Annotated in this window: 18 protein-coding genes; 9 read left to right on the top strand and 9 right to left on the bottom strand. The window is 47.4% G+C overall.

Annotation, left to right across the window (positions count from 1 at the left end):
* Nucleotides 1–30 precede the first annotated feature (30 nt).
* Nucleotides 31–1452 (bottom strand): glycogen synthase, encoded by a 1422-nt coding sequence (locus tag GWR21_RS01250; protein WP_162329972.1) that lies wholly within the window; start codon nucleotides 1450–1452, stop codon nucleotides 31–33.
* Nucleotides 1453–1772: 320 nt separating this feature from the next.
* On the opposite strand from GWR21_RS01250, the gene GWR21_RS01245 reads away from it, so the two are divergent.
* Together GWR21_RS01245 and GWR21_RS01240 are read left to right on the top strand one after the other, a co-directional pair.
* Nucleotides 1773–2684 (top strand): DUF72 domain-containing protein, encoded by a 912-nt coding sequence (locus tag GWR21_RS01245; protein WP_162329971.1) that lies wholly within the window; start codon nucleotides 1773–1775, stop codon nucleotides 2682–2684.
* Nucleotides 2685–2824: 140 nt separating this feature from the next.
* Nucleotides 2825–5773 carry an FAD-binding and (Fe-S)-binding domain-containing protein gene (locus GWR21_RS01240; RefSeq protein WP_162329970.1) on the top strand — a complete coding sequence of 983 codons (2949 nt, stop codon included), beginning with the start codon at nucleotides 2825–2827 and terminating at the stop codon, nucleotides 5771–5773.
* A gap of 177 nt (nucleotides 5774–5950) precedes the next feature.
* On the opposite strand, the gene GWR21_RS01235 is transcribed toward GWR21_RS01240, so the two are convergent.
* Both GWR21_RS01235 and GWR21_RS01230 read right to left on the bottom strand, forming a co-directional pair.
* Nucleotides 5951–6835 carry an inositol oxygenase family protein gene (locus tag GWR21_RS01235; RefSeq protein ID WP_162329969.1) on the bottom strand — a complete coding sequence of 295 codons (885 nt, stop codon included), beginning with the start codon at nucleotides 6833–6835 and terminating at the stop codon, nucleotides 5951–5953.
* Between the two features lie 319 nt (nucleotides 6836–7154).
* A complete protein-coding gene (locus tag GWR21_RS01230) occupies nucleotides 7155–8804 on the bottom strand; it encodes a sodium/sugar symporter (RefSeq protein WP_162329968.1) in 1650 nt (549 codons plus the stop codon).
* Between the two features lie 137 nt (nucleotides 8805–8941).
* Here GWR21_RS01230 and GWR21_RS01225 point away from each other — a divergent pair, with 137 nt between their 5' ends.
* The gene (locus tag GWR21_RS01225) at nucleotides 8942–9985 is read left to right on the top strand and encodes a hypothetical protein (RefSeq protein WP_162329967.1); all 1044 of its coding nucleotides are present in this window, start codon (nucleotides 8942–8944) and stop codon (nucleotides 9983–9985) included.
* 188 nt (nucleotides 9986–10173) lie between these two features.
* On the opposite strand, the gene GWR21_RS01220 is transcribed toward GWR21_RS01225, so the two are convergent.
* Nucleotides 10174–11136, bottom strand: coding sequence for a (-)-gamma-cadinene synthase (locus GWR21_RS01220; RefSeq protein WP_162329966.1), 963 nt, complete (start codon nucleotides 11134–11136; stop codon nucleotides 10174–10176).
* Nucleotides 11137–11169: 33 nt separating this feature from the next.
* On the bottom strand, nucleotides 11170–11685 hold the full coding sequence (idi, locus tag GWR21_RS01215; protein WP_162329965.1) for an isopentenyl-diphosphate Delta-isomerase: 516 nt from the start codon (nucleotides 11683–11685) through the stop codon (nucleotides 11170–11172).
* 310 nt (nucleotides 11686–11995) lie between these two features.
* On the opposite strand from idi, the gene GWR21_RS01210 reads away from it, so the two are divergent.
* The 4 genes from GWR21_RS01210 to GWR21_RS01195 all read left to right on the top strand — a co-directional run bounded on the left by GWR21_RS01210 (nucleotide 11996) and on the right by GWR21_RS01195 (nucleotide 15533).
* Nucleotides 11996–12475, top strand: a complete 480-nt coding sequence (locus GWR21_RS01210; RefSeq protein ID WP_162329964.1) for a GAF domain-containing protein — start codon at nucleotides 11996–11998, stop codon at nucleotides 12473–12475.
* Nucleotides 12476–12500: 25 nt separating this feature from the next.
* Nucleotides 12501–13271, top strand: a complete 771-nt coding sequence (locus GWR21_RS01205; RefSeq protein WP_162329963.1) for a tyrosine-protein phosphatase — start codon at nucleotides 12501–12503, stop codon at nucleotides 13269–13271.
* 9 nt (nucleotides 13272–13280) lie between these two features.
* Nucleotides 13281–14561, top strand: a complete 1281-nt coding sequence (locus GWR21_RS01200; RefSeq protein ID WP_162329962.1) for a nucleotide sugar dehydrogenase — start codon at nucleotides 13281–13283, stop codon at nucleotides 14559–14561.
* A 282-nt stretch (nucleotides 14562–14843) separates the two neighbouring features.
* Entirely contained in the window at nucleotides 14844–15533 is a 690-nt protein-coding gene (locus GWR21_RS01195) for a response regulator transcription factor (RefSeq protein WP_162329961.1), read from the top strand.
* Between the two features lies 1 nt (nucleotide 15534).
* Here the strand turns inward: GWR21_RS01195 and GWR21_RS01190 are convergent, their stop codons facing one another.
* Complete coding sequence (locus GWR21_RS01190) at nucleotides 15535–17085, bottom strand: sigma-54 interaction domain-containing protein (RefSeq protein ID WP_162329960.1); 1551 nt, start codon at nucleotides 17083–17085, stop codon at nucleotides 15535–15537.
* A gap of 458 nt (nucleotides 17086–17543) precedes the next feature.
* Between GWR21_RS01190 and GWR21_RS01185 the strand changes: the two genes are divergently transcribed.
* Entirely contained in the window at nucleotides 17544–18548 is a 1005-nt protein-coding gene (locus GWR21_RS01185; protein ID WP_162329959.1) for a hypothetical protein, read from the top strand.
* Nucleotides 18549–19048: 500 nt separating this feature from the next.
* Here GWR21_RS01185 and GWR21_RS01180 read toward each other — a convergent pair whose 3' ends face one another.
* A complete protein-coding gene (locus GWR21_RS01180; protein WP_162329958.1) occupies nucleotides 19049–19837 on the bottom strand; it encodes a ThuA domain-containing protein in 789 nt (262 codons plus the stop codon).
* Between the two features lie 46 nt (nucleotides 19838–19883).
* Entirely contained in the window at nucleotides 19884–20087 is a 204-nt protein-coding gene (locus tag GWR21_RS01175; protein WP_162329957.1) for a hypothetical protein, read from the bottom strand.
* A gap of 152 nt (nucleotides 20088–20239) precedes the next feature.
* Here GWR21_RS01175 and GWR21_RS01170 point away from each other — a divergent pair, with 152 nt between their 5' ends.
* Nucleotides 20240–20557 (top strand): SWIB/MDM2 domain-containing protein, encoded by a 318-nt coding sequence (locus GWR21_RS01170; RefSeq protein WP_162329956.1) that lies wholly within the window; start codon nucleotides 20240–20242, stop codon nucleotides 20555–20557.
* Between the two features lie 81 nt (nucleotides 20558–20638).
* On the opposite strand, the gene GWR21_RS01165 is transcribed toward GWR21_RS01170, so the two are convergent.
* Nucleotides 20639–22228: a T9SS type B sorting domain-containing protein gene (locus tag GWR21_RS01165; RefSeq protein WP_162329955.1), complete on the bottom strand. Its 1590-nt coding sequence runs from the start codon at nucleotides 22226–22228 to the stop codon at nucleotides 20639–20641.
* Nucleotides 22229–22418 lie beyond the last annotated feature (190 nt).

Genomic DNA, 22418 nt, shown 5'->3' with positions numbered 1-22418 from the left:
CGATTCTTTGTTTCAGTTTTTGGGTTATTGTCAGCGGACTACAACTGAGCTGTATAATTGCAGATATTCAGCAGCTGCACTGTCCCATGAATGATCAAGCTGCATAATGGTTTTAATAATACCCTGCAATTGTGCAGTATTACTATAAAGTTTCACAGCGCGGTCAACTGCCTGGCAGGCGTCCCATGCTTCCGCATGAACGAACCGGATACCAAAGCCGCCGGGGTCTCCGAAGTCTGTGACTGTATCTTTTAATCCACCAACACTTCGTACGATAGGAATTGTACCATAGCGGAGCGCATACATCTGATTCAACCCACAGGGTTCCACCCTGCTCGGCATCAGCAGAAAATCGCTTCCTGCATAGATCCTGTGTGACAAAGCCTCATCGTATCCGAACTGCACATTAAAATTATCAGCTGTCAATAATCGTGTCTGTTGCAATGACCATTCCACATGTCGGTCTCCGCTTCCCAACAATAGAAAATTCACTTGTTGTTTTTGTTCAAATATAGACCTGCCGATGATTTCAGGTAACAGGTCCGCCCCCTTCTCTCCCACTAACCGCCCAATAAAGGAGATCAACGGTAGTTCCGGATCGAGGTTATATTGCTCACAAAGTTGTTGCTTTATGTCACGTTTTGCTGTAACAAATGTCTTCAGGTCATAGTTCACTGGTAACATCGGGTCCGTAGCCGGGTCCCATACATTCACATCTATACCATTCAATATACCGATCGCCTTGCCTTTTTCATAGTTCATCAGGGCCTCCAGTCCGGCGGCACTGGTATACATCTCTTCAAGATAACTAGGTGATACCGTTGTAAATTTCCAGGCACATTTAATACCTGCGGCCAACGGATTGATAGCACCGTCCCAGCCCAGCAGGCCGGCTTTCCAGAGGTCGAACCCTGGCAGCTGATACAGCCTGTCCCATCCAAACTGCCCCTGGTACTGTGCATTGTGTATAGTCAGTACAGTGGCGATGTTGCGAAGGCGCTCATACTTGTATGAATGAGTCATCATAAACGGGATAAGGGCCGTATGATGATCATGTACATGCACCACATCCGGATGATGCTGCCACTCATTGAGCCAGTCCAGTACTGCTATCTGGAAGGTCAGGAAACGATCTGTGTCATTGTAATAACCATATACCCGCTCCGTATCCAGCAGTCCAGGGATGTCCACCATATAGAGATCGAAGCCCAGTACATTGGTAACCTCTCTCCATACGTTAAAATGGTGCCAGCTGTGTCCTAACCAGCAACCACCCTGGTGTACGAGTTCAAATTCGTGTTTGTGAAAAAAACGGGTGTTGTAAGCGGGCATCACGACCTTGGCTATATGTCCTGCTTCAAACTGGTACTTGGGCAATGCCCCTACCACATCTGCCAGACCTCCTACTTTCGCTATAGGGTAACATTCCGCGCTAATGTGTAAAATCTCCATGCTAAAGAATTAAAAACTGTTCTTTCAAATTACCTTGGAAAAAGCATATTACAAAGGATTGTCCAAACTTTATTTAAGGCTCAAACCGCATAACGGGCTATTCCATCTAACTCCCTAATGTGCAGCGTAATTTAAACCAATCCCCTTATATATCAGCAAATATTTCTATTCCTTTTTTAATGCGTGCGTTACTGTTATAGCTCAGCTTATCTGTTCCTTTACACCCCTAACTGGGGCACAGAAACCCCGGAACGCGGAATAGGGGTGTAATAATGACATAATACATTACCTTCGGAGAAACCTTTAATACACGTTATATTATGGATTTCGGTCGTGTGGATCCGGCAATGCTGGATGAAATAGATTTCAAACTGCCTGCTGAACCTTCGTTTAATAAAGCTGTTCTCAAAGGCAAAGCCGTTAAGAAGCCAAAGATCTTTCTGGGCTGCGCCAAGTGGGGCCGTAAGGAATGGATTGGTAAGATCTATCCCAAAGGTACCAAAGAAGCCAATTTCCTCGATCAGTACGTTCACCATTATAACAGTATCGAACTCAACGCCACTCATTATAAGATCTACGGCCCTACTGAGATCGCCAGATGGGATGCCCGTGCCGAAGGCAGGGATTTTAAGTTCTGCCCCAAGGTGCCGCAAAGCATCAGCCACTACAGCAATCTTGTAGATGCCACTCAAAAGACGACTGAGTTCCTCGAAGGCGTACTTGCTTTCGGTGATCACCTGGGTCCCATCTTCCTGCAGGTGAGCGATAAATACTCCCCTAAAAGAAAAGATAACCTCTACAAATACCTGGAGAGCCTGCCGCAGGACCTCCAGTTCTTCCTGGAAGTAAGACATCCCGAGTGGTATAGTGATAACAAAATCAGGGATGAGCTGTTCACTACATTACGTAAACTTAATGTAGGCGCTGTGATCACAGATACAGCCGGTCGCCGGGACTGTGCACATATGCATATGCCCATTCGCAAGGCATTCATCCGCTATGTGGGCAACAGCCTGCATCCTACTGACTATGTCCGTATTGACGACTGGATCTCCCGCATTCACTACTGGCTGCAACGCGGCTTACAGGAACTGTACTTTTTCATGCACATGCATGATGAAGCCTATTCGCCTGAACTGACTGTCTATATGGTGGACAGGTTTAAGGAAATATGTGATATTGAATTACAGAAGCCCATTTTTGTCGAACAAAGCGGCGAACTATTCAGGTAAGCGTTAGCATCATATGATTTAATTGCTTTCCGGCAAGCTTCTTCCTCAACTTTCGTCAATTTCTAATTTCCCGGCCCCGGCTTGTATTTAGGTGATCTAAATGTTACTTTTACTGCCTGAACAGGGAAGTTTTATAAATTATGCGAGATAAGCTAAGGGAACTCGCCCGTGACTTGACGGGTACCCTATACGATGATGATACCATGCGTACGCTGTACGCCACCGACGCATCCGCCTACAGGGAAATGCCACTGGCAGTAGCCATCCCGGCAAATGAACAGGACATTAAAACACTGATCGCCTTCGCGCGTGCTAATAAAACCTCACTCATACCTCGCACCGCCGGTACCTCTCTCGCCGGACAGGTAGTAGGAAACGGCATTATAGTGGATGTCTCAAGGACCTTTACCAAGATACTGGAAATCAATACAGAAGAGCATTGGGTACGTGTACAGCCGGGTGTGATCAGGGATGAACTGAACATGTTCCTGAAGCCCTACGGATTTTACTTCGGTCCTGAAACGTCAACAGCCAACAGGGCCATGATCGGTGGTATGGTGGGGAACAACTCCTGCGGCTCCAACTCTGTCGTATACGGCAGCACCCGCGACCATCTGCTGGAAGTAAAAGCCATCCTCAGTGACGGATCTGATGTCGTATTCAACGCCATCTCGTCCGATGAGTTCCATGCCCGCTGTGAAAGAAATGACAACAGCCTTGAAACGACCGTCTACCGTCAGGTACGTACTATACTGGGCAATCACTCCAACCAGGAGGAGATCCGCCGGGAATTCCCCAAACCAAGCATTACCCGTCGTAATACGGGTTATGCAGTAGACCTCCTGCTGGAAACCGCCCCCTTCACTGCTGGTAAAGAAGATTTCAACTTCTGTAAGCTGATAGCGGGATCGGAAGGTACCCTGGCCTTCCTCACAGAGATCAAACTAAATGTCTCCCCACTGCCGCCTAAAGAAACAGGACTGCTGTGTGTACACTTCAATAGCATCGATGAGTCCCTGCGCGCCAATATTATCGCTATGCGGTATAAGCCGAGCGCCAGTGAGCTTATTGACCACTTCATCCTGGAATGTACCAAGGATAATATTGAACAAAGTAAGAACCGCTTCTTCGTACAGGGCGATCCGGGCGCGATCCTCGTGGTAGAGTTCTGCCGCGATACCAGGGAAGCAATTTCGGAAATAGCCAATGAGCTGACCACCGAACTGCAGGCAGCCGGATTAGGTTACCATTTCCCACTACTCTTCGGAGATGATACCAAGAAGATCTGGACGCTGCGTAAGGCAGGTCTTGGTCTGCTCAGTAACCTGCCTGGTGACGAAAAAGCAGTGCCGGTGATCGAGGATACCGCGATCGATATTGAAGACCTCCCGGCTTACATCCGCGATTTCAATGAGATCCTGAAGGGATACGGACTCTATTCCGTTCACTATGCCCACGCCGGTAGCGGTGAGATCCACCTTCGTCCTATTATCAACCTGAAAACGGAAGAAGGTAACCTGCTATTCAGAAAGATCGCGGAAGAGATTGCGACACTTGTAAAGAAATATAATGGTTCCCTGAGCGGGGAACACGGAGATGGCCGTTTGCGTGGAGAATTCATCCGGCAGATGATCGGTGAAAAGAACTATACACTACTGCGTGAGCTGAAATATACCTGGGACCCGGAGAATATCTTCAATCCGAATAAGATCGTGGATACGCCGAGCATGAACAGCATGCTGCGTTATACCCCCGGACAAAAAGCCCCTGAGCTGAAAACGGTCTTCCACTTTCCGGACCAGACCTTATTGCAACATGCCGAGCAATGTAACGGCTCGGGTGACTGCCGTAAGACCGAAAAGAGCGGCGGTACCATGTGTCCAAGCTACATGGCGACCCGTAATGAGAAAGATACTACCCGCGCCAGGGCAAACATTTTACGTGAGTTCCTGACGCATTCCAATAAAGAGAACCGCTTCGATCATAAAGAGATCTACGAGGTACTGGACCTCTGCCTGGCCTGTAAAGGTTGTAAATCAGAATGCCCATCCAACGTGGATATGGCCAAGCTGAAAATGGAGTTCCTGCAGCATTATCATGATGCTAACGGTGTTCCTTTCAGGGCAAAGCTGATCAGTAATTTTACGCGTCTGAATGGCCTGGCGACCATCGCTCCGGGCATCTACAACTGGATGATCAATACACCACTGACAAGTCATCTGATCAAAAAAACATCCGGTTTTGCGATTAAACGCTCACTGCCTGAGCTGCAATCCACTACCCTCAGAAACTGGTTCAGTAAACAGTGGCCAAAAGAAAAAGCGACGTTACCTGCGGCGAAGCAACCGGTGTATCTTTTCTGTGATGAATTTACCAACTTCAATGATACCCATATTGGTATCAAAGCGGTAAAACTGTTACACCGGCTGGGTTACGACGTACAGATGGTAGAACATCCGGAAAGTGCGCGTGCCTGGATGTCCAAAGGACTGCTGCGTAAAGCACGCAATTTTGCAGAAGAGAATGTGCGCATCTTCAGCGCTATCATCAATAACGATACACCATTACTGGGTGTAGAACCTTCTGCCATCCTGAGTTTCCGCGATGAATATCCGGACCTGGTAAGAGAAGAGTTCAGGGCACAGGCCAAACAACTTGCACCAAATGTATTACTGATAGACGAGTTCCTGAGCCGGGAAGCCGCCGCCGGCAATATCTCCTCCTCTCTGTTCACAACGGAAAAGAGACAGGTGAAACTGCATGGGCATTGTCAGCAGAAAGCATTGTCTACACCATTGCACAGCAAAAACATCCTGTCCCTGCCTGCTAACTATGCAGTAGAGATCATCCCTTCCGGATGTTGTGGTATGGCGGGTTCTTTCGGTTATGAAAAAGAACACTATGACCTGTCCATGCAGATCGGTGAAATGGTCTTATTCCCCGCGGTACGCAATGCGGCCGCAGAAACGATCATTGCCGCTCCCGGTACCAGTTGCAGGCATCAGGTGAAGGATGGCACAGGTAAGAAAGCGCAGCATCCGGTGGAGGTATTGTATGAGGCACTGAAGGAAACCACGAATCAGGAATAAAGAATCAGGAACTTCCTTCGACTATATTTCTGTTTACCAGATAAAGATGACCAAAAGAAAAGAGCGTCCGCATATAGCAGGACGCTCTTTTTTATATGATCAGATAGATAACTGAAATGACCACCAATAGATCATTCGACGCATTTCAATTCCTGATTCCTACTTCTTCCTTACAGGTTATAAATTGATGGTATCTGGCAGATACTTCTTTATAAGTCCTTCATAATACGGCTTCAGCTCACTGATAACCGGAGGTTTCGGGCTCTTTGAATAAAGATCATACGGATTGAATTTCCTTACCCACTCAAACATCTCTCTATCATGATCATTCATCAAATGATCATATGCTTCCTCCCGGTGCTGTGCATAGAAAGAGTGGTACCGGATCATATACAGCGCTGGTTCGGGCAGATAGTCCTTCATCATCTGATAAAGGTATTCATCATGTCCCCAGGAGAGATCTACCTGATTCAGTCCGCAGTTCGGACTATAAATGCCGTATTTGGTATTGTATCTTTCATCCTGTGCATCCGGGTTGTTAGCAAAGAACTCCGGGTAAACGATCTTGTCGGAGAACTGGCAGCCTACCGGGAAGGTATCTCCTACTACAGCCCATTGTGGCTCTCCGAACAGACAGAGTACTTTTCCCATATCATGAATGAACCCCGTCAGTACGAACCAGTCCGGGTGACCGTCCGCACGGATGGCTTCCGCCGTCTGTAACAGGTGTTGCAGCTGGTCCAGCTCAATATCCGGATCTGAATCATCTACGAGGGTATTCAGAAACTCCATGGCGCCCCATACCGGTGTCTCCTTACGGTTAAAGGCCAGAAACTCCTTTTTCTTCTGTTGTACGAACTCATACGTCTGATACTGATGGTTCAGCCTATAGAATTCCCTGACCGTGTCACGGCCGGGATTATCATAGTTCCGGTACTCGTCTTTGGCTTTTGCCGGCTCTCCGGCCGCCTGTTCCGGATAGCGCAGTAGTACGTCGTCCTCCCATTGCTCTATGCTCTGCAAAGGGTTCAATTCTTCGTTGGAAAAGGTGTTCGAGCTCATAATTCGTGGAAATTGAAATGGAGAAAAATAATAGTTAGTCTGCTACTCTAATTTACGGATTTCAATCGATTTCCGCAACAGTGAATTTTAATTCTCCGGGTTATTTTGCCGGTCCGGTCTTCCTATTATAAGGGTACCTTGAAGTGACGGTCTAGTATTCAAACATTAGTGAACATCAGCGCAGGGGCAGGTCACGGTTCTTACGAAGCCGTATACATCGTAAAGGCCTCCTCTGGCGACGGTATAGCGCAAAAAAAGCGGGCAGCCCTGATGAAGGGTTACCCGCTTTTATTACGCAGCCCGAAGGCCCGGTTGTTTATTACCAGAATACGGCATACAGCACTATGAGGAGTGCTGTAATGACCACGCTACCCACCATGAACACCGGGGTGGTGCGGAATAAGGCCGGATCGATCTCGATGACACGTTTCTGGTCTTTACTACGCTTATCCAATAATGTCACAATGATCATTAGCGCCACCAGGAAGCCAAACACAATACTCATACGGTCCAGGAAAGGATATTCCGGGAACGATCCGTCGGTCCATACGGGCAGGAAAGTCAGCAACGCGGACAACGGAATGGTCAGGATAGCTGCCAGTAAGGCCGCCAGAGACGTGGTACGTTTCCAGAAGAATCCCAGCAGGAAGATGGCCAGTATGCCCGGTGAGATGTACCCCACACAGTCCTGGATGAACTGGTAAGCCTGGTCGAGCGTGGTCAGGGCCGGCGCTACAATACAGGCCACGACCATTGAGATGATCACAGCTACGCGTCCTACATTAACCAGGTGCTTCTCACTGGCGTCCTTTTTAAAATATTTATGGTAGATGTCCAGGGAGAAGATGGTAGAGATGCTGTTCAGTTTACCTGCCAGCGACGCCACGATAGCCGCAGTCAGGGCGGCGAAGGCCAGGCCTTTCAGCCCGACTGGCAACAGGTTCATCAGCGTTGGATAGGCCAGGTCGGGCTTTACCTCGCCTGCTGCGTTTCTCAGTTCGTCATTGAACACCCCTTCCTTGAACAGCACATAGGCCGTGATACCCGGAATTACCGAGATCAACGGTATCAGCAGTTTCAGAAAAGCGGCAAACAGGATACCACTGCGGGCAGTCTTCAGATCAGCACCCAGGGCACGCTGGATAATATACTGATTACAGCCCCAGTAATTAAGGTTGTTGATCCACATACCACCGATCACGACCGACAGGCCTGGCAGGTCCTTGTAGTAAGGATGATCGGAAGAGAAGATCATATGGAAATGCGTATCCGCCTTTTCATGGACAATCGCCAATCCTTTCAGGATGTTGTTGCCATATCCGAAGTGGGAAGAGACCATCTGCAAGGCCAGGTAGGCCGTCGCGAGACCGCCGACGATCAGCACGAACACCTGTATCACGTCGGTATAACCGATCACTTTCATCCCCCCCAGCGTCACCAGGAGCGCAAAAATGGCCAGTCCGATAATACACCAGAAGAACGGTATGCCGGAAATGGCCGTGATAGCCAGTGCACCCAGGTAGACGATCGATGTCAGGTTCACCAGCACATATACCACCAGCCAGAAAATAGCCATGATGGTGCTCACCGTCCCATTGTAACGTTCCGCCAGGAACTGTGGCATCGTGTAGATCTTATTCTTCAGATAGATAGGAATGAAGAAAATAGCTACGATGATCAGGGTGGCGGCTGCGATCCACTCATAGGAAGAGATGGCCAGTCCCAATGCAAAACCGGAACCGGACTGTCCGATAAAGTGTTCAGCGGAAATATTGGACGCTATCAGGGAGGCGCCGATGGCCCACCAGGTCAGAGAGCCTTCAGCCAGGAAGAAATCTTTTGTACTGGCAGTCTTCGCTTTCTTGCGTTGAAAAACATAGTAACCGAAGCCGGCTACTATGATAAAATAGATAAAAAACACCAGGTAATCCAAGTTACGTAAGTGATGTGCATCAGCTATTTGGTTCATATCAGGGATTTAAAGGCCCGCTCACAAGCTGTTTTCAGACCGTAGCATTAAGTTTGATAAGTAAAAAAGCGGGTCAAGATACTTAATAAAACATTATTTCAATACTTCACTTTGTTTTTACGTTATATTTACTCCGTATGTTAGAAGTAGATAAAAAGGAAGCGTACCTTCTGCAGAAGGCGGTACGCCAATGGGAATCCGGGAACCTTATTACCCCTGAACAGGCCACCCGTATGAAGGAAACGTGGCGTATACGGGAAGGCGACTGGCAGGTGGTGACCCTTTATATCTTTATTGCCGCGATCTCCTGTGCGTTGATGGCATTCGGTTCACTGGTACTGGATGAGAAGTGGATCGAGGTGTTCCGGTTGAAATATTCCCTGACAGATGGCATTATTGCCACGCTATTTGCGGGACTGACCATCTTCCTTTGTTTTCATGGCTACCGCCGTCGACAGAAAGACCCGGACTATTCCCTCAACAGGGAGCTTTTCTGGCTGCTGCCTATATTAAGTGTCGGCGTCAGCGTTGTATACCTGGGCAAGAGCTTACAATACCTGCATGGCAATTATGGAGTGTTCTGGCTGCTGGCTACCGCCACGTACGGTATAGTTGGCATACTGCTTTCATCCCGGCTGATGTGGACGGCTACACTGTTATGCCTGATACCAGCTTACGTCAAGCTCACTTACTTTATTTCAGATGGTCAGTCGTTCTTCTGGGGCATGAACCTACCCTGCCGGATGATACTGCTGGCTTTTATCATGGTGGGCATCCATCTTATATTCCGGAATAATCGTTTATACAAACAGGTAAAACATATTACCTGGATCGGCAGCTGGCTGCTACTACTGTTATCTGGCTGGATGATCTCTATTTTTGGCAATGCAGCCACGTTTGAAGAATGGCAGCAGGTCAGGCAGGTACACCTGCTGTGGTGGGTGGCGGGATTTACAGTGTTGTGTGTACTCGTATTGATCTGGGGTATCAAAACACATGATACCATGGTGCGGGATATGGCGGTATTGTTCCTGCTGCTGGACCTTTACACGCGTTACTTCGAATATCTGTGGGACAGGACACACAAGGGCGTGTTCTTCACTATACTGGCACTGTCATTCTGGTGGCTGGGCAAGATGCTGGAGAGGAGATTGAAGCGGCAGAAGGCGGAGAAGCAGTAGGAATTGGGAATCAGGGATCAGGCATTGAGCCGGAAGTGTCTTCAGGCAATATTCAGGTCAGCCAAAATAAATAGTGATACAAAGGGCGCTTCAATAACTGAAGCGCCCTTTTTTCTGATACCATCAGACGGAGCAAGCCTATGATCGTTCCATCGCGACAAGCTTCGCTGCAATTTCAATTCCTACTTTCAATTCGTCACCACTTCCAGTTCTCTCACCTGGTAACGTCCGGTATCGTGGAAGCTCCAGTCATAATTGGCCGTGATCCACGAGCGTAATACGGACAGGAATCTTTCCAGTTCTACGTCCAGTTCTGCACCAAAGGAAGGCAGCAGTTTTTCGAGGGCGGTGAAGAGTTTAACTTCTTCATCGTGCATACGGGCGGTCTCATTGACGGCATCCTGCATAGAGATGTTACGTTCGTGTTGCAGTACCAGTACGAGGTTATGCACGTCGCCCTGTCTGGCTTCCTTGGCACAGGAGAAGATATCATTAGCCCAGCATACAATATTATTGCAGGCCAGTACAAGACGTTGTACGATGAAGTGCTGGAGGATATGAGCAGGTAGGTACACTTTTTCTATGATCTCAATTGCCTCTACATCGGCAAACAGGGCGCCAGTGTAAGGACGCATGGTGACATATTCAGCGACGGTGGGTGTGATACCGGCGGCTCTGTTGCCGGCTTCCCAGTGGCAGGAGGTGAAGTATTCTTCCATACTTCTGATGAAACGCGCCTGCCAGGCAGGATTGCCGATAGCCTGCATACGTTCCCAGATGTGCATGAAACTCCTGCCGAGCACCGTGTCCACAGGTATGTTCTGTCGCAGGATGTTCATAAATCCGTCGGTGACATGTTCCAGGTAGATGGCTTTCTTGCCCAGTTGTGCTTCATCGCATTGGTCGTCGAGCATAAAGAGCCAGGTATTGAAGTTGGCAATAATACACAGCTCGTTGTAATCGGCCTGCGGAAATGCCCTGGCAGCAAGCCAGGCGAAGCGTGATTTGTCAAAACGCGCCATTGCTTCCGGCGTGGTAATGAATCCGAAATCGGCCACCCATTGGCGGTTTTGCTCATGCGCAGCTGTTACATATTGGTTAATAAGAGAGGGGAACGGATAAATTATCCGAGGCAAAGTGATCGTTGGCATAGTAAAAAGTGGGTTAAGAGGGTGAAAGGGTTATCATTCCCTTAAATGCTCAATTACTTTAGGAAAGGCCAGCCTGAACCAGCTGGTGAACTGCCCGGGGGTTGCCAGTAATTGCCGGGTTAATTCATCTACAGATAAAAAACGAAACGCATGCACTTCTCCCGGGTCAGGGTTGATAACACCGTTGTAAGTACCTACCCATACGTGGTCGTATTCATGCTCTATAAGACCATTGTCAAATTCTGTGCGGTAAGTAAACTGGAATAGTTCGCGTAGCGGACAATCGAATCCCATTTCTTCTGTGAGACGGCGGTGTGCCGCGGCTTCTACTGATTCACCCGGCATCGGATGGCTACAGCAGGCGTTTGTCCATAAGCCGCCGGAATGATACTTATCAAGCGCCCGCTGGTGGATCAGCATTTCGCCGTTATCATTCATAATAAACACTGAAAAGGCCCTGTGTAGTAACCCCTTTTCGTGAGCTTCCATTTTTTCCATCAATCCGGTTTCCTCATCCCGCTCATTCACCAATATTACCTGTGCTTTCATACAATGACAAATATATGGTTCATATTTTATGTAAACGAATTCCGGCTGGCATAAGCACCCTTATAGCAGCAACAGTTCGTCGCCCGGCGGGGAGTGATTAGTCATCATAACAGGTGTCTTTTAATGTAACGTTTACAAATGATGGTTGATGGATTTTCAATAGGGATATTGCTGACGGCAGCGATGGGTTAAAACTTACAGAGACAAATTACGTAATTATTTGTTCATTTTATCTTTTGCTTTTGTTCATTTTATCCTACACTGCAGCCGGTTTGCACAGCTCCCTCCAAGTTTCATTATATTTGCATTTATGGCAGAAGATCTAAGCATAGTTAAAGGAGACAAGACAGCAGAATATCAATCCATTATTCCGCAAATCAATGCACTGGTGACGGGTGAACGGGACCTGATAGCCAATCTGGCTAACACCGTGGCTGCACTCAAAGAGCAGTTCAACTGGTTCTGGGTGGGATTTTATCTTGTAAAAGGTGATGAACTGGTGTTAGGCCCCTTCCAGGGTCCGGTAGCCTGTACCCGTATCAAAAAAGGAAGAGGCGTGTGCGGCGCCAGCTGGGCTGAGGCAAAAACACTGATCGTGCCTGACGTCGAGGCTTTTCCCGGCCATATTGCCTGCAGCAGTCTGTCAAAATCGGAAATAGTAGTCCCTGTAATCCGCAATGGCGTGGTTATTGGTGTATTGGACGTGGATAGTGAACTACTGAATCAATTCGATGAAACTGATCAGAAGTACCTCGAAGAGATAGTAGCTTCACTCGATTTCGAAGCGTAACTTCATATACCAGACCCATTAACCAATGATGTTCTTTTTTCGCAAAAAGTCCGATACCAACAATACGCACATTCCGTTTCTTGCCGGAATAGAGACCGATATACATTCTCATCTTGTACCGGCAATAGACGACGGTGTGCAGGAAGTAGAGACCGCTGTCCATTTCATCGAAACATTGCATGAATTAGGCATACAGAAGGTGATCACCACCCCTCATATTATTATTGATCGTTATCCGAATTCAGCAGAGACCATCAGTGCTCCTTTCCAAAGTGTGAAGGAAGCACTGTTAGCAAAGGGCTCTACGGTAAGCTACCATCATGCTGCGGAATATTATATGGACGAATACTTTGAAGAACTGATGAAATCATCCCGGCTGCTTACATTGAATGGTGAGCTGCTGCTGGTAGAGATCTCGTTCATGTGTGCGCCCCCGCAGCTCCATCAGTGGTTGTTTGACCTGTCCGCACAGGGGTACCGGCCGATATTGGCCCACCCCGAGCGATACAACTATTACCATCAGCAAACCGACGAATACCGCACTTTCAAACAAAGAGGCTGTTACCTGCAGGTGAACCTGCTTTCCCTGGCCGGCTATTATGGCCGTCATATTCAGAAAGCAGCGGAGTGGCTGATAGAACAGCAGCTGGTGGACTTTATTGGAACAGACCTCCACCATGAGAAACATCTCCAGGCGATCAGGGCCATTGCGAAAGACAAAAAGCTGGTGAAACTACTCGAGAACTACCCATTCAAAAATAAGACGCTGACGACCGCCGCACAGGTGATAAAGTAATAAACAGACATGATAGCAGTTATCGGCTTAGGCTACGTGGGCCTGCCCCTTGCCATTGAATTTGCCAGAAAATATCCCGTGCTCGGATTTGATATAAATGAGACACGTGTCGGTGAATTATGCAACGGACAGGATAAAACCCGCGAAGCTGATATCGAAGCCCTGCACACCCTGCTCGCTACCGGAAAGCAACCCGGAGCCGGTGCCGGTCTGCGTTTTTCTTCAGATATCAATGACCTGAAAGCATACAGCATCTTTATTGTTACCGTACCCACTCCCATAGACGAATTTAAATCGCCCGACCTCACCTTCCTCCTGAATGCTACGGCCATGCTGGGAAGTGTGCTGAAACCAGGTGATATTGTGATCTATGAATCCACGGTTTACCCTGGATGTACGGAAGACGATTGTGTGCCTGTACTGGAGCAACACTCCGGTTTACGGTACAACCAGGACTTCTTTGTGGGTTATTCACCCGAAAGGATCAATCCAGGTGATAAGGTCAATACACTCACCCGGATCAAAAAGGTGACCAGCGGCTCTACACCCGATATTGCTACCCGCATTGACGCACTATATGCGTCCATTATCACGGCCGGTACACATAAAGCACCCAGCATCAAGGTGGCAGAAGCATCCAAAGCGATCGAAAACGCCCAGCGGGATGTGAATATATCGTTCGTGAATGAACTGGCACTGATCTTTGACCGTATTGGTATTGACACAAACGACGTGATAGAGGCAGCGGCCACCAAATGGAACTTCCTGCGTTACAAACCGGGACTGGTCGGAGGGCACTGCATTGGCGTGGACCCCTATTACCTGGCCCATAAGGCGGAATCACTGGGGTACCATCCGCAGGTGATCCTCTCCGGCAGAAGGGTGAATGACCAGATGGGCTATTTTGTAGCGAACAAGGTGGTGAAACTGATGATCGACAAGGACCATAAGATCAAGGGAGCCCGCGCACTGATCATGGGGATCACATTTAAGGAAAATTGTCCGGACGTACGTAATACGCGGGTGATCGATATTTACCATGAACTGCTGCAATACGGGCTGGCAGTGACCGTATATGATCCCTGGGCAGACCAGGAGGAAGTGAAAAGAGAATATGGCATTGATATCATTACCCGGCTGACGGGAGATGAAATATTTGATGCCATGGTCATTGCGGTAGCACACCGGGAGTTCCTTACATTCGATTTCAAAAAATATAGTAGCAGTAATACTGTCATTTTTGATACAAAGGCCTGCATTGACAGGGACATTGTAGACGGGCGACTGTAACTGCTACGGCTAATATTCAGAAAGGCAATATCATCCTGATATTGCCTTTTTTACATACTAAATCAATTAGTTGCAATAATTTCCATACCTTTACTACAGTACGCTGCTTTTATACAGAGACCAAAAAATCCCATATCTTTCTTCCAAAGCCTCACTACTTGTTATTATTCTATTAACCTTGTCATGAATGGCTTAAAGAGCCAGCCACATTCATTAACCATTAAAAGGCGAGTATTAACCTAATAAAACATTTCCGATCGTATCGGAGATAAACCATGTACCATGAATACACCTTATCCGGCCACCTCCGGCCTTCAGGAGGCCCCTCATTCACGCATCCTGCTGGTAACAGGAGATGTTGCTATTTTGCGGAAATTCCGGCAGCTGTTGTTACCTATGTATGATGTTATTACGGCCAATACGATTGCCGATGCCATTAACTTTTCCAATCACCAGCAGCCAGACCTTATCCTGTGTGACGTATTAGTAGCCGACAGCTCCGGCTACCAGTTCCTGATCTCTCTGCGGGATGATCCTACCCTGAAACACCTGCCTTTTGTCCTGTTCAACCGGCTGAATGTGACAGCCAACATCAGGAAGGGAATGAACCTGGGTGCGGACGATTTCCTGGTATTTCCGTTTACCGGCGAAGAACTGCTCAAGAGTATCCAGTCGCGCCTGAACAGGTATCAGCATATACGGGAAAACGGTATGCCGCGGGAGGCACTGATCCATCAGCTGTACGTGGAGGGTACACATCCGATCAATGAGCGGCTGAGCAAGACCGAAGCCAAGATCCTGGATATGATCGCCAGGGGAATGAGCAGCAGGGATATTGCTTCCACCAAGTGTATCAGTGTACGGACGGTAGATAATCACCGGCATAACATCACCAAAAAGCTACAGCTTTCAGGACCGAATGCCCTGGTAAAGTTCGCGTTTGGTCATGGCATTACGCTGAGCAAACAGTAGCTCAGCGCACAATATGTTCCTTCACGATACCTAACTTTTTCATCCTGGCCTCCAGGGTGGTAGGTTTTATATCCAGTAGATCGGCCGCACCCTGGGGACCCCTGATCCTTCCGTTGGCATAACGGAGGGCACGGATAATGGTTTGCCTTTCTGTTTCTGCCAATGTCAGCAGCGGCATGGACGGGCTGTGATCCTTCTGATAGGACTTATGCCCCTGCGGGACATCGATGGTGATCTGTGGCGCTTCATTTAAGATGACAGCACGTTCCACCATATGTTCCATCTCCCGTATGTTTCCCGGCCAGCTGTAATCGGTTAAAGCCATTACAGAAGCGGGTGCGATAGCGCGTACCTGCTTACCGTATTTGAGGGCGGCATTACGTGCAAAGTGCTGTAACAACAGCGGGATATCTTCACGCCGTTCACGTAAGGCGGGCAGGTGTATGGGGAACACGTACAGCCGGTAATACAGGTCAGGCCGGAAACGACCCGCCTGCACTTCATCTTCCAGCGTTCTGTTGGTAGCGGCGATGATGCGCACATTCACGGGAATAGTGTCACTGCCACCTATACGTTCTATTTCCTTCTCCTGAATGACCCGGAGTAATTTTGCCTGCATATCAAGCGGTAATTCCCCTATTTCATCGAGGAAGAGGGTACCCCCTTCCGCCATTTCAAACTTGCCGATACGGCGGTTGATAGCACCGGTAAAAGCACCTTTCTCATGGCCGAACAGTTCGGACTCTATCAACTGTGGAGGTAATGCAGCGCAGTTCACTTTGACGAAGGACTTGTGCTGCCGTTCAGATGCCAGGTGAATGGCTTCGGCAAACAGTTCTTTGCCTGTACCAGTTTCGCCGGTCAGCAGGACAGTTGCATCAGTGGGGGCTACCTGTCTGACCTGCTGAATAACAGGTCTCAATGCGATACCACTTACCAGTTTGGCAGGCAGCAGGTCATTGTACATCATTAGCTCCTGCCCTTGCATGTCGCCCATATCTTCTTCCTGGAGCCATTGGGGCAATGCTTCCAGTAGCATGAGCTTCAGCGTGGCAGCGGACAGGAGGCCGGCATGCCTTTTCACGGCAATCTGCAGCACCTGGGGAAAGGTGTTATGTTGCTTAGCCAGAATACACAGAAAACCGAAGTTACTGGTATGGTTACGCAATGGCACCATCAGCATTTCCCTGACGCCGCTGTTGAATAACGTCGTTTGCAGGGCAGATCTTCTGTCTGGTGCATACATTTCCAGAACGCCCGCAATGTTATCCTGAATAAAGTGCTCACTGACTTTGGCGGGCAGCGGTAACAATTTTAAACCGTCTGTCTTATGCCACCAGTGGCTGATGACACCATTGACATCAGCAATGCCTATCAAAACAGATACAGTATGCAGATAAGGCTTCAACAAAGAATGTACAAGTGCAAAAAGGTCCTCTTCGTTCCTGAGTGATCCTATTGCTTCTTTCCAATCCACTCTTCCATTCTCTAACTGTATTTCCGGCAATGTCCCTTCGGGTAATAACAGTTCAATCAATGCTAACAGATTCATAGTTCCTAACTATTGCATAAATAGATTTCCCGGAAACCATTGTTGCTTTCGGGTTACAACTCCAGTATTTCGTGTATGCGGTTAGAGTTCTCCAATATGTTGGAGCATAACTCCATAGGAAAAACGCCCAATATCGTTGGTTTACAGCCAATTACTCCAATGGCATAGGGGTTGCGTCTTCGAGATTAACCATGGGACAGAAAAAGGAAATTTACTCCTTTATTGTGTGCTTTTCATAGTGTAACAGATTGTCATGATTAACTAAGGGCAGCTTTACAAAAACAATACCATAATCGTTTTGAAATTAGCAGTCCTAATAAATCCCAGTTAACCATATTATTAAAGACCATGCTATAAGGTTTAGAAATATATATTTTTTAAGCCCGATTGCCATTACTAAAATTATCTTGACATTTTGCCGGTACACTTTTAGATCCTTTATTGAAAAATCAGTTTTAATGATGTCCTTTAACGTTGTGACCATTTATGATAACAGGCGTTGGGACCGTTTTGTAAGAAACGCCCATATGTCTGACTTTAATCATTCCTGGCACTATCACAGCACGGCTGCAGACGGAGAGCCGTTGCTGCTTGTCTATGAAGAACAGAACGAATTCATTGCGTTGCCCGTTATCAGAAAATCGGAAGGTGAGACGAACGGTGTTCGCCAGTACTCCCTTCACAGTTATGCAGGGCCACTTTGCAGCACCAATTTCGCATTGCTGAACAGTGGCATGCAGGAGCGTTTTGAGCGCATGTTCAGGCTTTTCATGGAACAGCATACAATTATAAGCGTATCTGTTCAGCTACATCCTTTAATACATAAAAACTTTAAACCAATCAGCCTGGGGGTACTCCGGAAAAACCCTGAGAGCATGCTTATCCAGATCACACCGGGTACGGGCATGCAGCCGGAACATTATGGGGAAGATTTCGGCAATCGGTTATCCCTGCTTCAACGTAAAGGATATACTGTGCGTCAGGCACTGGCTATCCATGATGTGGATGCTTTCGGAGAGATATTCCGCCGGAACCTGGGAGCATTGAATCAACAGGCTGCGGCTCATTATGATAAAGCATGGTTCAGACAAATGCTACGTCCGGGAGGATTTGATGCGTGTCTGCTCTTAGCGGGTCAGGGTATGCAAACAGCTGCTGGTGCGTTACTGACATGCTGTAATGACCTGATGAAACTTCACATCGCTGCTACGCATGAAAATTTCCTGTTTGATGCGCCCTTACGGGTGCTCCTGCACGAAGCTGTTATGCTGGGTCAGAAAACGGGTATGCAGCATTTGCTGCTGGAAGGACTTGCAGGAAGGCCGGAGATATTGTATGCATGTAAGGCATACGGTCCGGAGTTATATCCGGGTTTTGATACCTGGCAGATCTCGTCTGGTAAGACTGACTATGGGGACAGCAAAGCGCGCAAACTACGGCAGCCCTTATCTGTGGCTGTCTGAACCTAAGACATAAAACAAAAAGAGCGTTCATATAGAACGCTCTTTTTTTATGCAGAGGAGTTTGTATAAAAAGGAAACGGCCAACCATGAATGGAAAGCCGGTCTTTCATCCATTGTTTGTTAACCCCAGTTGTCGAATCGCATTTGGCAACTGGGGCTACCCTTACAGCGGATTGTTAATGCAATATTAAGACTTTGCTAATTAGAAAGTTGTTAATCCTTGGTTAACGAAGATTTATTGTTGAAGGAATAGGTTGCTACGGGCTGACACGTTTGTTGTATGTATAAACATACAGTAAATTGTCTGCGTGAATATGCATGGTAATTTTTTACCACATTTTCACCCTTTTTTGCCCGTTTCGGGCAAATGAAACCGATTGGTAACATCAACCGTCAATACATTCTTCGTATGATTTTTCACCTTTTTCAGAAAATCGCTTTGCCGTAAAAAAAGTCGTCAAACAGATAATATGTGACAATTTCATGACGAAAATTGCACCCTATTTCTGTCCGGAAGCCCAGAAAATCGCGTTTTTGAAGAGTGTCAGGTAGCTGTTATTTTCAAAAAGGTCGGGAGAATGCCCCATAAAAATATACACATTGCGTGCTTTATAGGCCGGATTGGTCCATATAACCGGATGGTCACCCATTGTTTTGGAGGATGCAGGCTGGTAAGAATGCTCATCTACGTTGGCCAGGACATGTACATGTGCCCGCGGACTGTTATCATACGTATACCATTCTTCCGTCTTTATTTTAAACACCGGTGGAACACCCTCCAGGACAGGGTGGGCAGCATCCTCTACATGTACATCGCCGGACGCCAAACCCGCTATATAGTCTTTAAACCTGATCTGCCCCATAAAGGCGTAAAACCAGGGCCAGATCCCGTATCCATCAAATTCTCCCAGCAATGTCGCATGATGGAAACCGATCCAGCCTCCCCTGCCCTCGTTCACATACTGTTCGAAAGCTTTCACAGCCTTGTCTTTCCAGGCGTAGGGCGGATAGTCCAGCTGAATGAACAGGCGATATTGTGAGAGGTAGGTACTGTCTATCTTTTCCGTATTATCAATGTAGTCAATGACGAAATTGCTGTCACCCGCCAGCTGATCCAGCCAGACCTTCGCTGCCCTTGAATAGGCAATATGATGTCCCCCATTCTCTGCCAGTGCCAGCACACGGAAGCGGGGTGTAGACAGCCCAACAGGTTGAAATGCCTGTAAACCAAAGAGTATTACGACAAATGGAATGTAATAAAGCGTTTTTCTGCAGTAACGGCGGAACATACAATTACGGGGAATGTGTTACCGTAAAATAATGCTTCCCTTTTAATTATACTAGTGCCTCTTCTTCCTGAAAGGTGCAGAAGGCCCCTGCCAGGTACCTGCTATAAAAGACCGCACCACGCCATTCACATAGGCGTTCACCGCCTGTGAGGTGCTGTGGAGGCACTACTGCTACAAACACGGCGCAGAGCACCAGCTGGTAGAAGGCAGTATCTTCATTCAGTATTAACTGTTTATGGAAGGACGACATGCAGGTATAGCTTTGGTAAGGGGATGTTCACTGACAATATTGCGAAGATATAAAAGTTATTTTATCACTTTCTTTATCAAAAGCTTACATCTGGCATTTAGGGCATAGTATTTGGTGTTGCGTGGGTATTACAATCATAAAAAAGGTTTACAATGCCTACTTCAAAACAAACGACAGCAAAACCAGCAGCAAAAACCACTACTAAATCAGCTTCTGAAAAGGAACCAGGTAAAGGTCTGAAAGCCCCTCTGACTCCAAGCGCAGAACTGGCCGCAGTAATTGGTAGTGAGCCGCTGCCAAGAACTGAGATCACTAAAAAGATCTGGGATTACATTAAAGAGCATAATCTGCAGGACGCTCAGAACAAGCGTAATATCAACGCTGACGAAAAACTGAAGAAAGTATTCGGCGGGAAAGATCAGATATCTATGTTCGAGCTGGCTAAACTCATGAATCAGCACGTAAAATAAGTTAACCTCTTACCTTATTCGACACAAAGGTATATGAACAGGGGTTGCAGCCGGGAAAGCTGCAACCCCTGTTCTTTTAAGCTATCTTACCAGCACCAGGGTGCCCTTTTGTTGTATCGCCTGTTGCTTGCTGTCGGTATAGGTCACCACCCATAAATAACTGCCCGCTGGCACAACCGATCCTTTCTCTTTTCCGTCCCAGCCATTATCTGGATTACGACTCTCAAACACCAGTTGCCCCCATCTGCCATAAACAGCCATCCGGAAATCGGTTACCGCATCATGAACTTTCGCACGGAATATATCATTCTGCCCATCACCATTCGGACTAAAGGCATTCGGCATCCATACGGCGCAATCTCTGTATTCTTTTGCAATAACAAAACTCCGGGATATCTGGCAATGATGCTGGTCTGTGATCGTATACTGATATTCTCCGGGAGCCAGTCCGTTAAAAACACTGTCCTGCTGATCAGCCCTGCCTGACAGACTATAGGTGTAGGGATAGGTACCACCCTGCGGCGTCACTGTCAGCATACCATCAGTCACCGCACTGCAACTGGTGTTCCTGGTCTTAGCACTGGCAATTGAGAGTGTCTCCGGTGACTTGATCTCTACATCTTTTTTCTCTGTGCACCCACCACTCTCTTTTACGACAATTGTATACTTCCCTTCCGCCAGATTCTTTATGACACCCGACTGACGACCAACTTTTTCCTCGTTGATGTAAAATGTGTAAGGCGCCTGTCCACCGGCGGCGTCTATGCTGATCACTGCATCCTTCTCTCCGTTACAGGTGGGCGCGGCTACCTGCACTGCTGCCAGTATATCAGACGTATGGACATCGACATCTGCATAGGAAGTGGCACCCTGGTGCGTTCGGACAGACACCCTATATCTGCCGGCGGCAAGTCCCGAGACAGAGCGCGTCTTAAAGGACCCCGGCTGCCATTCATAGGTACAGCTATCAGGTGCTTTTACGTTAACCGACACCCATCCGTTTGCCAGTCCCAGGCAGGTATTTTTAGAGACTGTCTGCAATTTGATGCTCTCTCTCAGGTCCGACAGATGATCAATAAGTACCGAAACCGCGGTTGCACTGGTGTCTTCCGGCATTTTATACGGACTGAACGAAATATACCGATAACGTTTCTTTGGCGTAATCTGAGCTGTATAACTCTGCCAGGTCTTGTGGGTGATGATGCCGGAAGTCCACAGGGTATCTTCTCTCTCACCTTTCCTATTACTACCATGCACTACCAGTGAACCATAGGCAATCTTCTTTCCATAATAAGCACTGGTCGCCAGATCGAATGTGATTTCATATGTCTTACCAGAATCAAGTGTTTGTACCAGTTCCTGCGCAATTCCCTCCTGCGTACGGGAATCACAGATCATACCGACATACGTTTGCTGGTCGGATGCAGGCAACGTCTGGCCATAGATGCCCGGCTGTATATCAGGTGTTCTTGACACAAGTAGCCAATGTTCGGGTACAGCACTCTCTTTAATGATCCCTTCCAATGAAGGATTCTGTATCCGGATGTCCTGTCCGGAGGACTCGTCATAACATAAACATAAGATAAAGGCTAAAATTGGTTTACATAGGCATAGATAGTACCTTCTGTAACAGGACATACGCCTGTTAACAGCACTCAGTAAGGTATTCATAAGATATCGTTTATCTCATTCTCATAGAATATGAATAATTAAGTTATAATAGGTAACATGCTAAATATAAACACAATATACGATTATATTTAATCATATTCTAATACGAACGTGTTAAAGATATGGTTATACGATATGGTTATATAAATAAACAGCCCGGTACTCCTTGCGAAGGACCGGGCACAAATAA

Origin of the sequence: Chitinophaga agri, from assembly GCF_010093065.1 — a bacterium.
GTDB classification, from domain to species: Bacteria; Bacteroidota; Bacteroidia; order Chitinophagales; family Chitinophagaceae; genus Chitinophaga; species Chitinophaga agri.
The sequence above is the reverse complement of the archived record's forward strand: the minus strand, read 5'-3'. Positions and strand labels throughout refer to the sequence as shown.

Coding starts and splice junctions, on each gene's coding strand:
- GWR21_RS01200 (WP_162329962.1), top strand. CDS start 13,281: ATGATAGCAGTTATCGGCTTAGGCTACGTGGGCCTGCCCCTTGCCATT.
- idi (WP_162329965.1), bottom strand. CDS start 11,685: ATGAAAGCACAGGTAATATTGGTGAATGAGCGGGATGAGGAAACCGGA.
- GWR21_RS01245 (WP_162329971.1), top strand. CDS start 1,773: ATGGATTTCGGTCGTGTGGATCCGGCAATGCTGGATGAAATAGATTTC.
- GWR21_RS01175 (WP_162329957.1), bottom strand. CDS start 20,087: ATGTCGTCCTTCCATAAACAGTTAATACTGAATGAAGATACTGCCTTC.
- GWR21_RS01225 (WP_162329967.1), top strand. CDS start 8,942: ATGTTAGAAGTAGATAAAAAGGAAGCGTACCTTCTGCAGAAGGCGGTA.
- GWR21_RS01170 (WP_162329956.1), top strand. CDS start 20,240: ATGCCTACTTCAAAACAAACGACAGCAAAACCAGCAGCAAAAACCACT.
- GWR21_RS01180 (WP_162329958.1), bottom strand. CDS start 19,837: ATGTTCCGCCGTTACTGCAGAAAAACGCTTTATTACATTCCATTTGTC.
- GWR21_RS01250 (WP_162329972.1), bottom strand. CDS start 1,452: ATGGAGATTTTACACATTAGCGCGGAATGTTACCCTATAGCGAAAGTA.
- GWR21_RS01220 (WP_162329966.1), bottom strand. CDS start 11,136: ATGCCAACGATCACTTTGCCTCGGATAATTTATCCGTTCCCCTCTCTT.
- GWR21_RS01165 (WP_162329955.1), bottom strand. CDS start 22,228: ATGAATACCTTACTGAGTGCTGTTAACAGGCGTATGTCCTGTTACAGA.
- GWR21_RS01195 (WP_162329961.1), top strand. CDS start 14,844: ATGAATACACCTTATCCGGCCACCTCCGGCCTTCAGGAGGCCCCTCAT.
- GWR21_RS01190 (WP_162329960.1), bottom strand. CDS start 17,085: ATGAATCTGTTAGCATTGATTGAACTGTTATTACCCGAAGGGACATTG.
- GWR21_RS01240 (WP_162329970.1), top strand. CDS start 2,825: ATGCGAGATAAGCTAAGGGAACTCGCCCGTGACTTGACGGGTACCCTA.
- GWR21_RS01185 (WP_162329959.1), top strand. CDS start 17,544: ATGATGTCCTTTAACGTTGTGACCATTTATGATAACAGGCGTTGGGAC.
- GWR21_RS01230 (WP_162329968.1), bottom strand. CDS start 8,804: ATGAACCAAATAGCTGATGCACATCACTTACGTAACTTGGATTACCTG.
- GWR21_RS01210 (WP_162329964.1), top strand. CDS start 11,996: ATGGCAGAAGATCTAAGCATAGTTAAAGGAGACAAGACAGCAGAATAT.
- GWR21_RS01235 (WP_162329969.1), bottom strand. CDS start 6,835: ATGAGCTCGAACACCTTTTCCAACGAAGAATTGAACCCTTTGCAGAGC.
- GWR21_RS01205 (WP_162329963.1), top strand. CDS start 12,501: ATGATGTTCTTTTTTCGCAAAAAGTCCGATACCAACAATACGCACATT.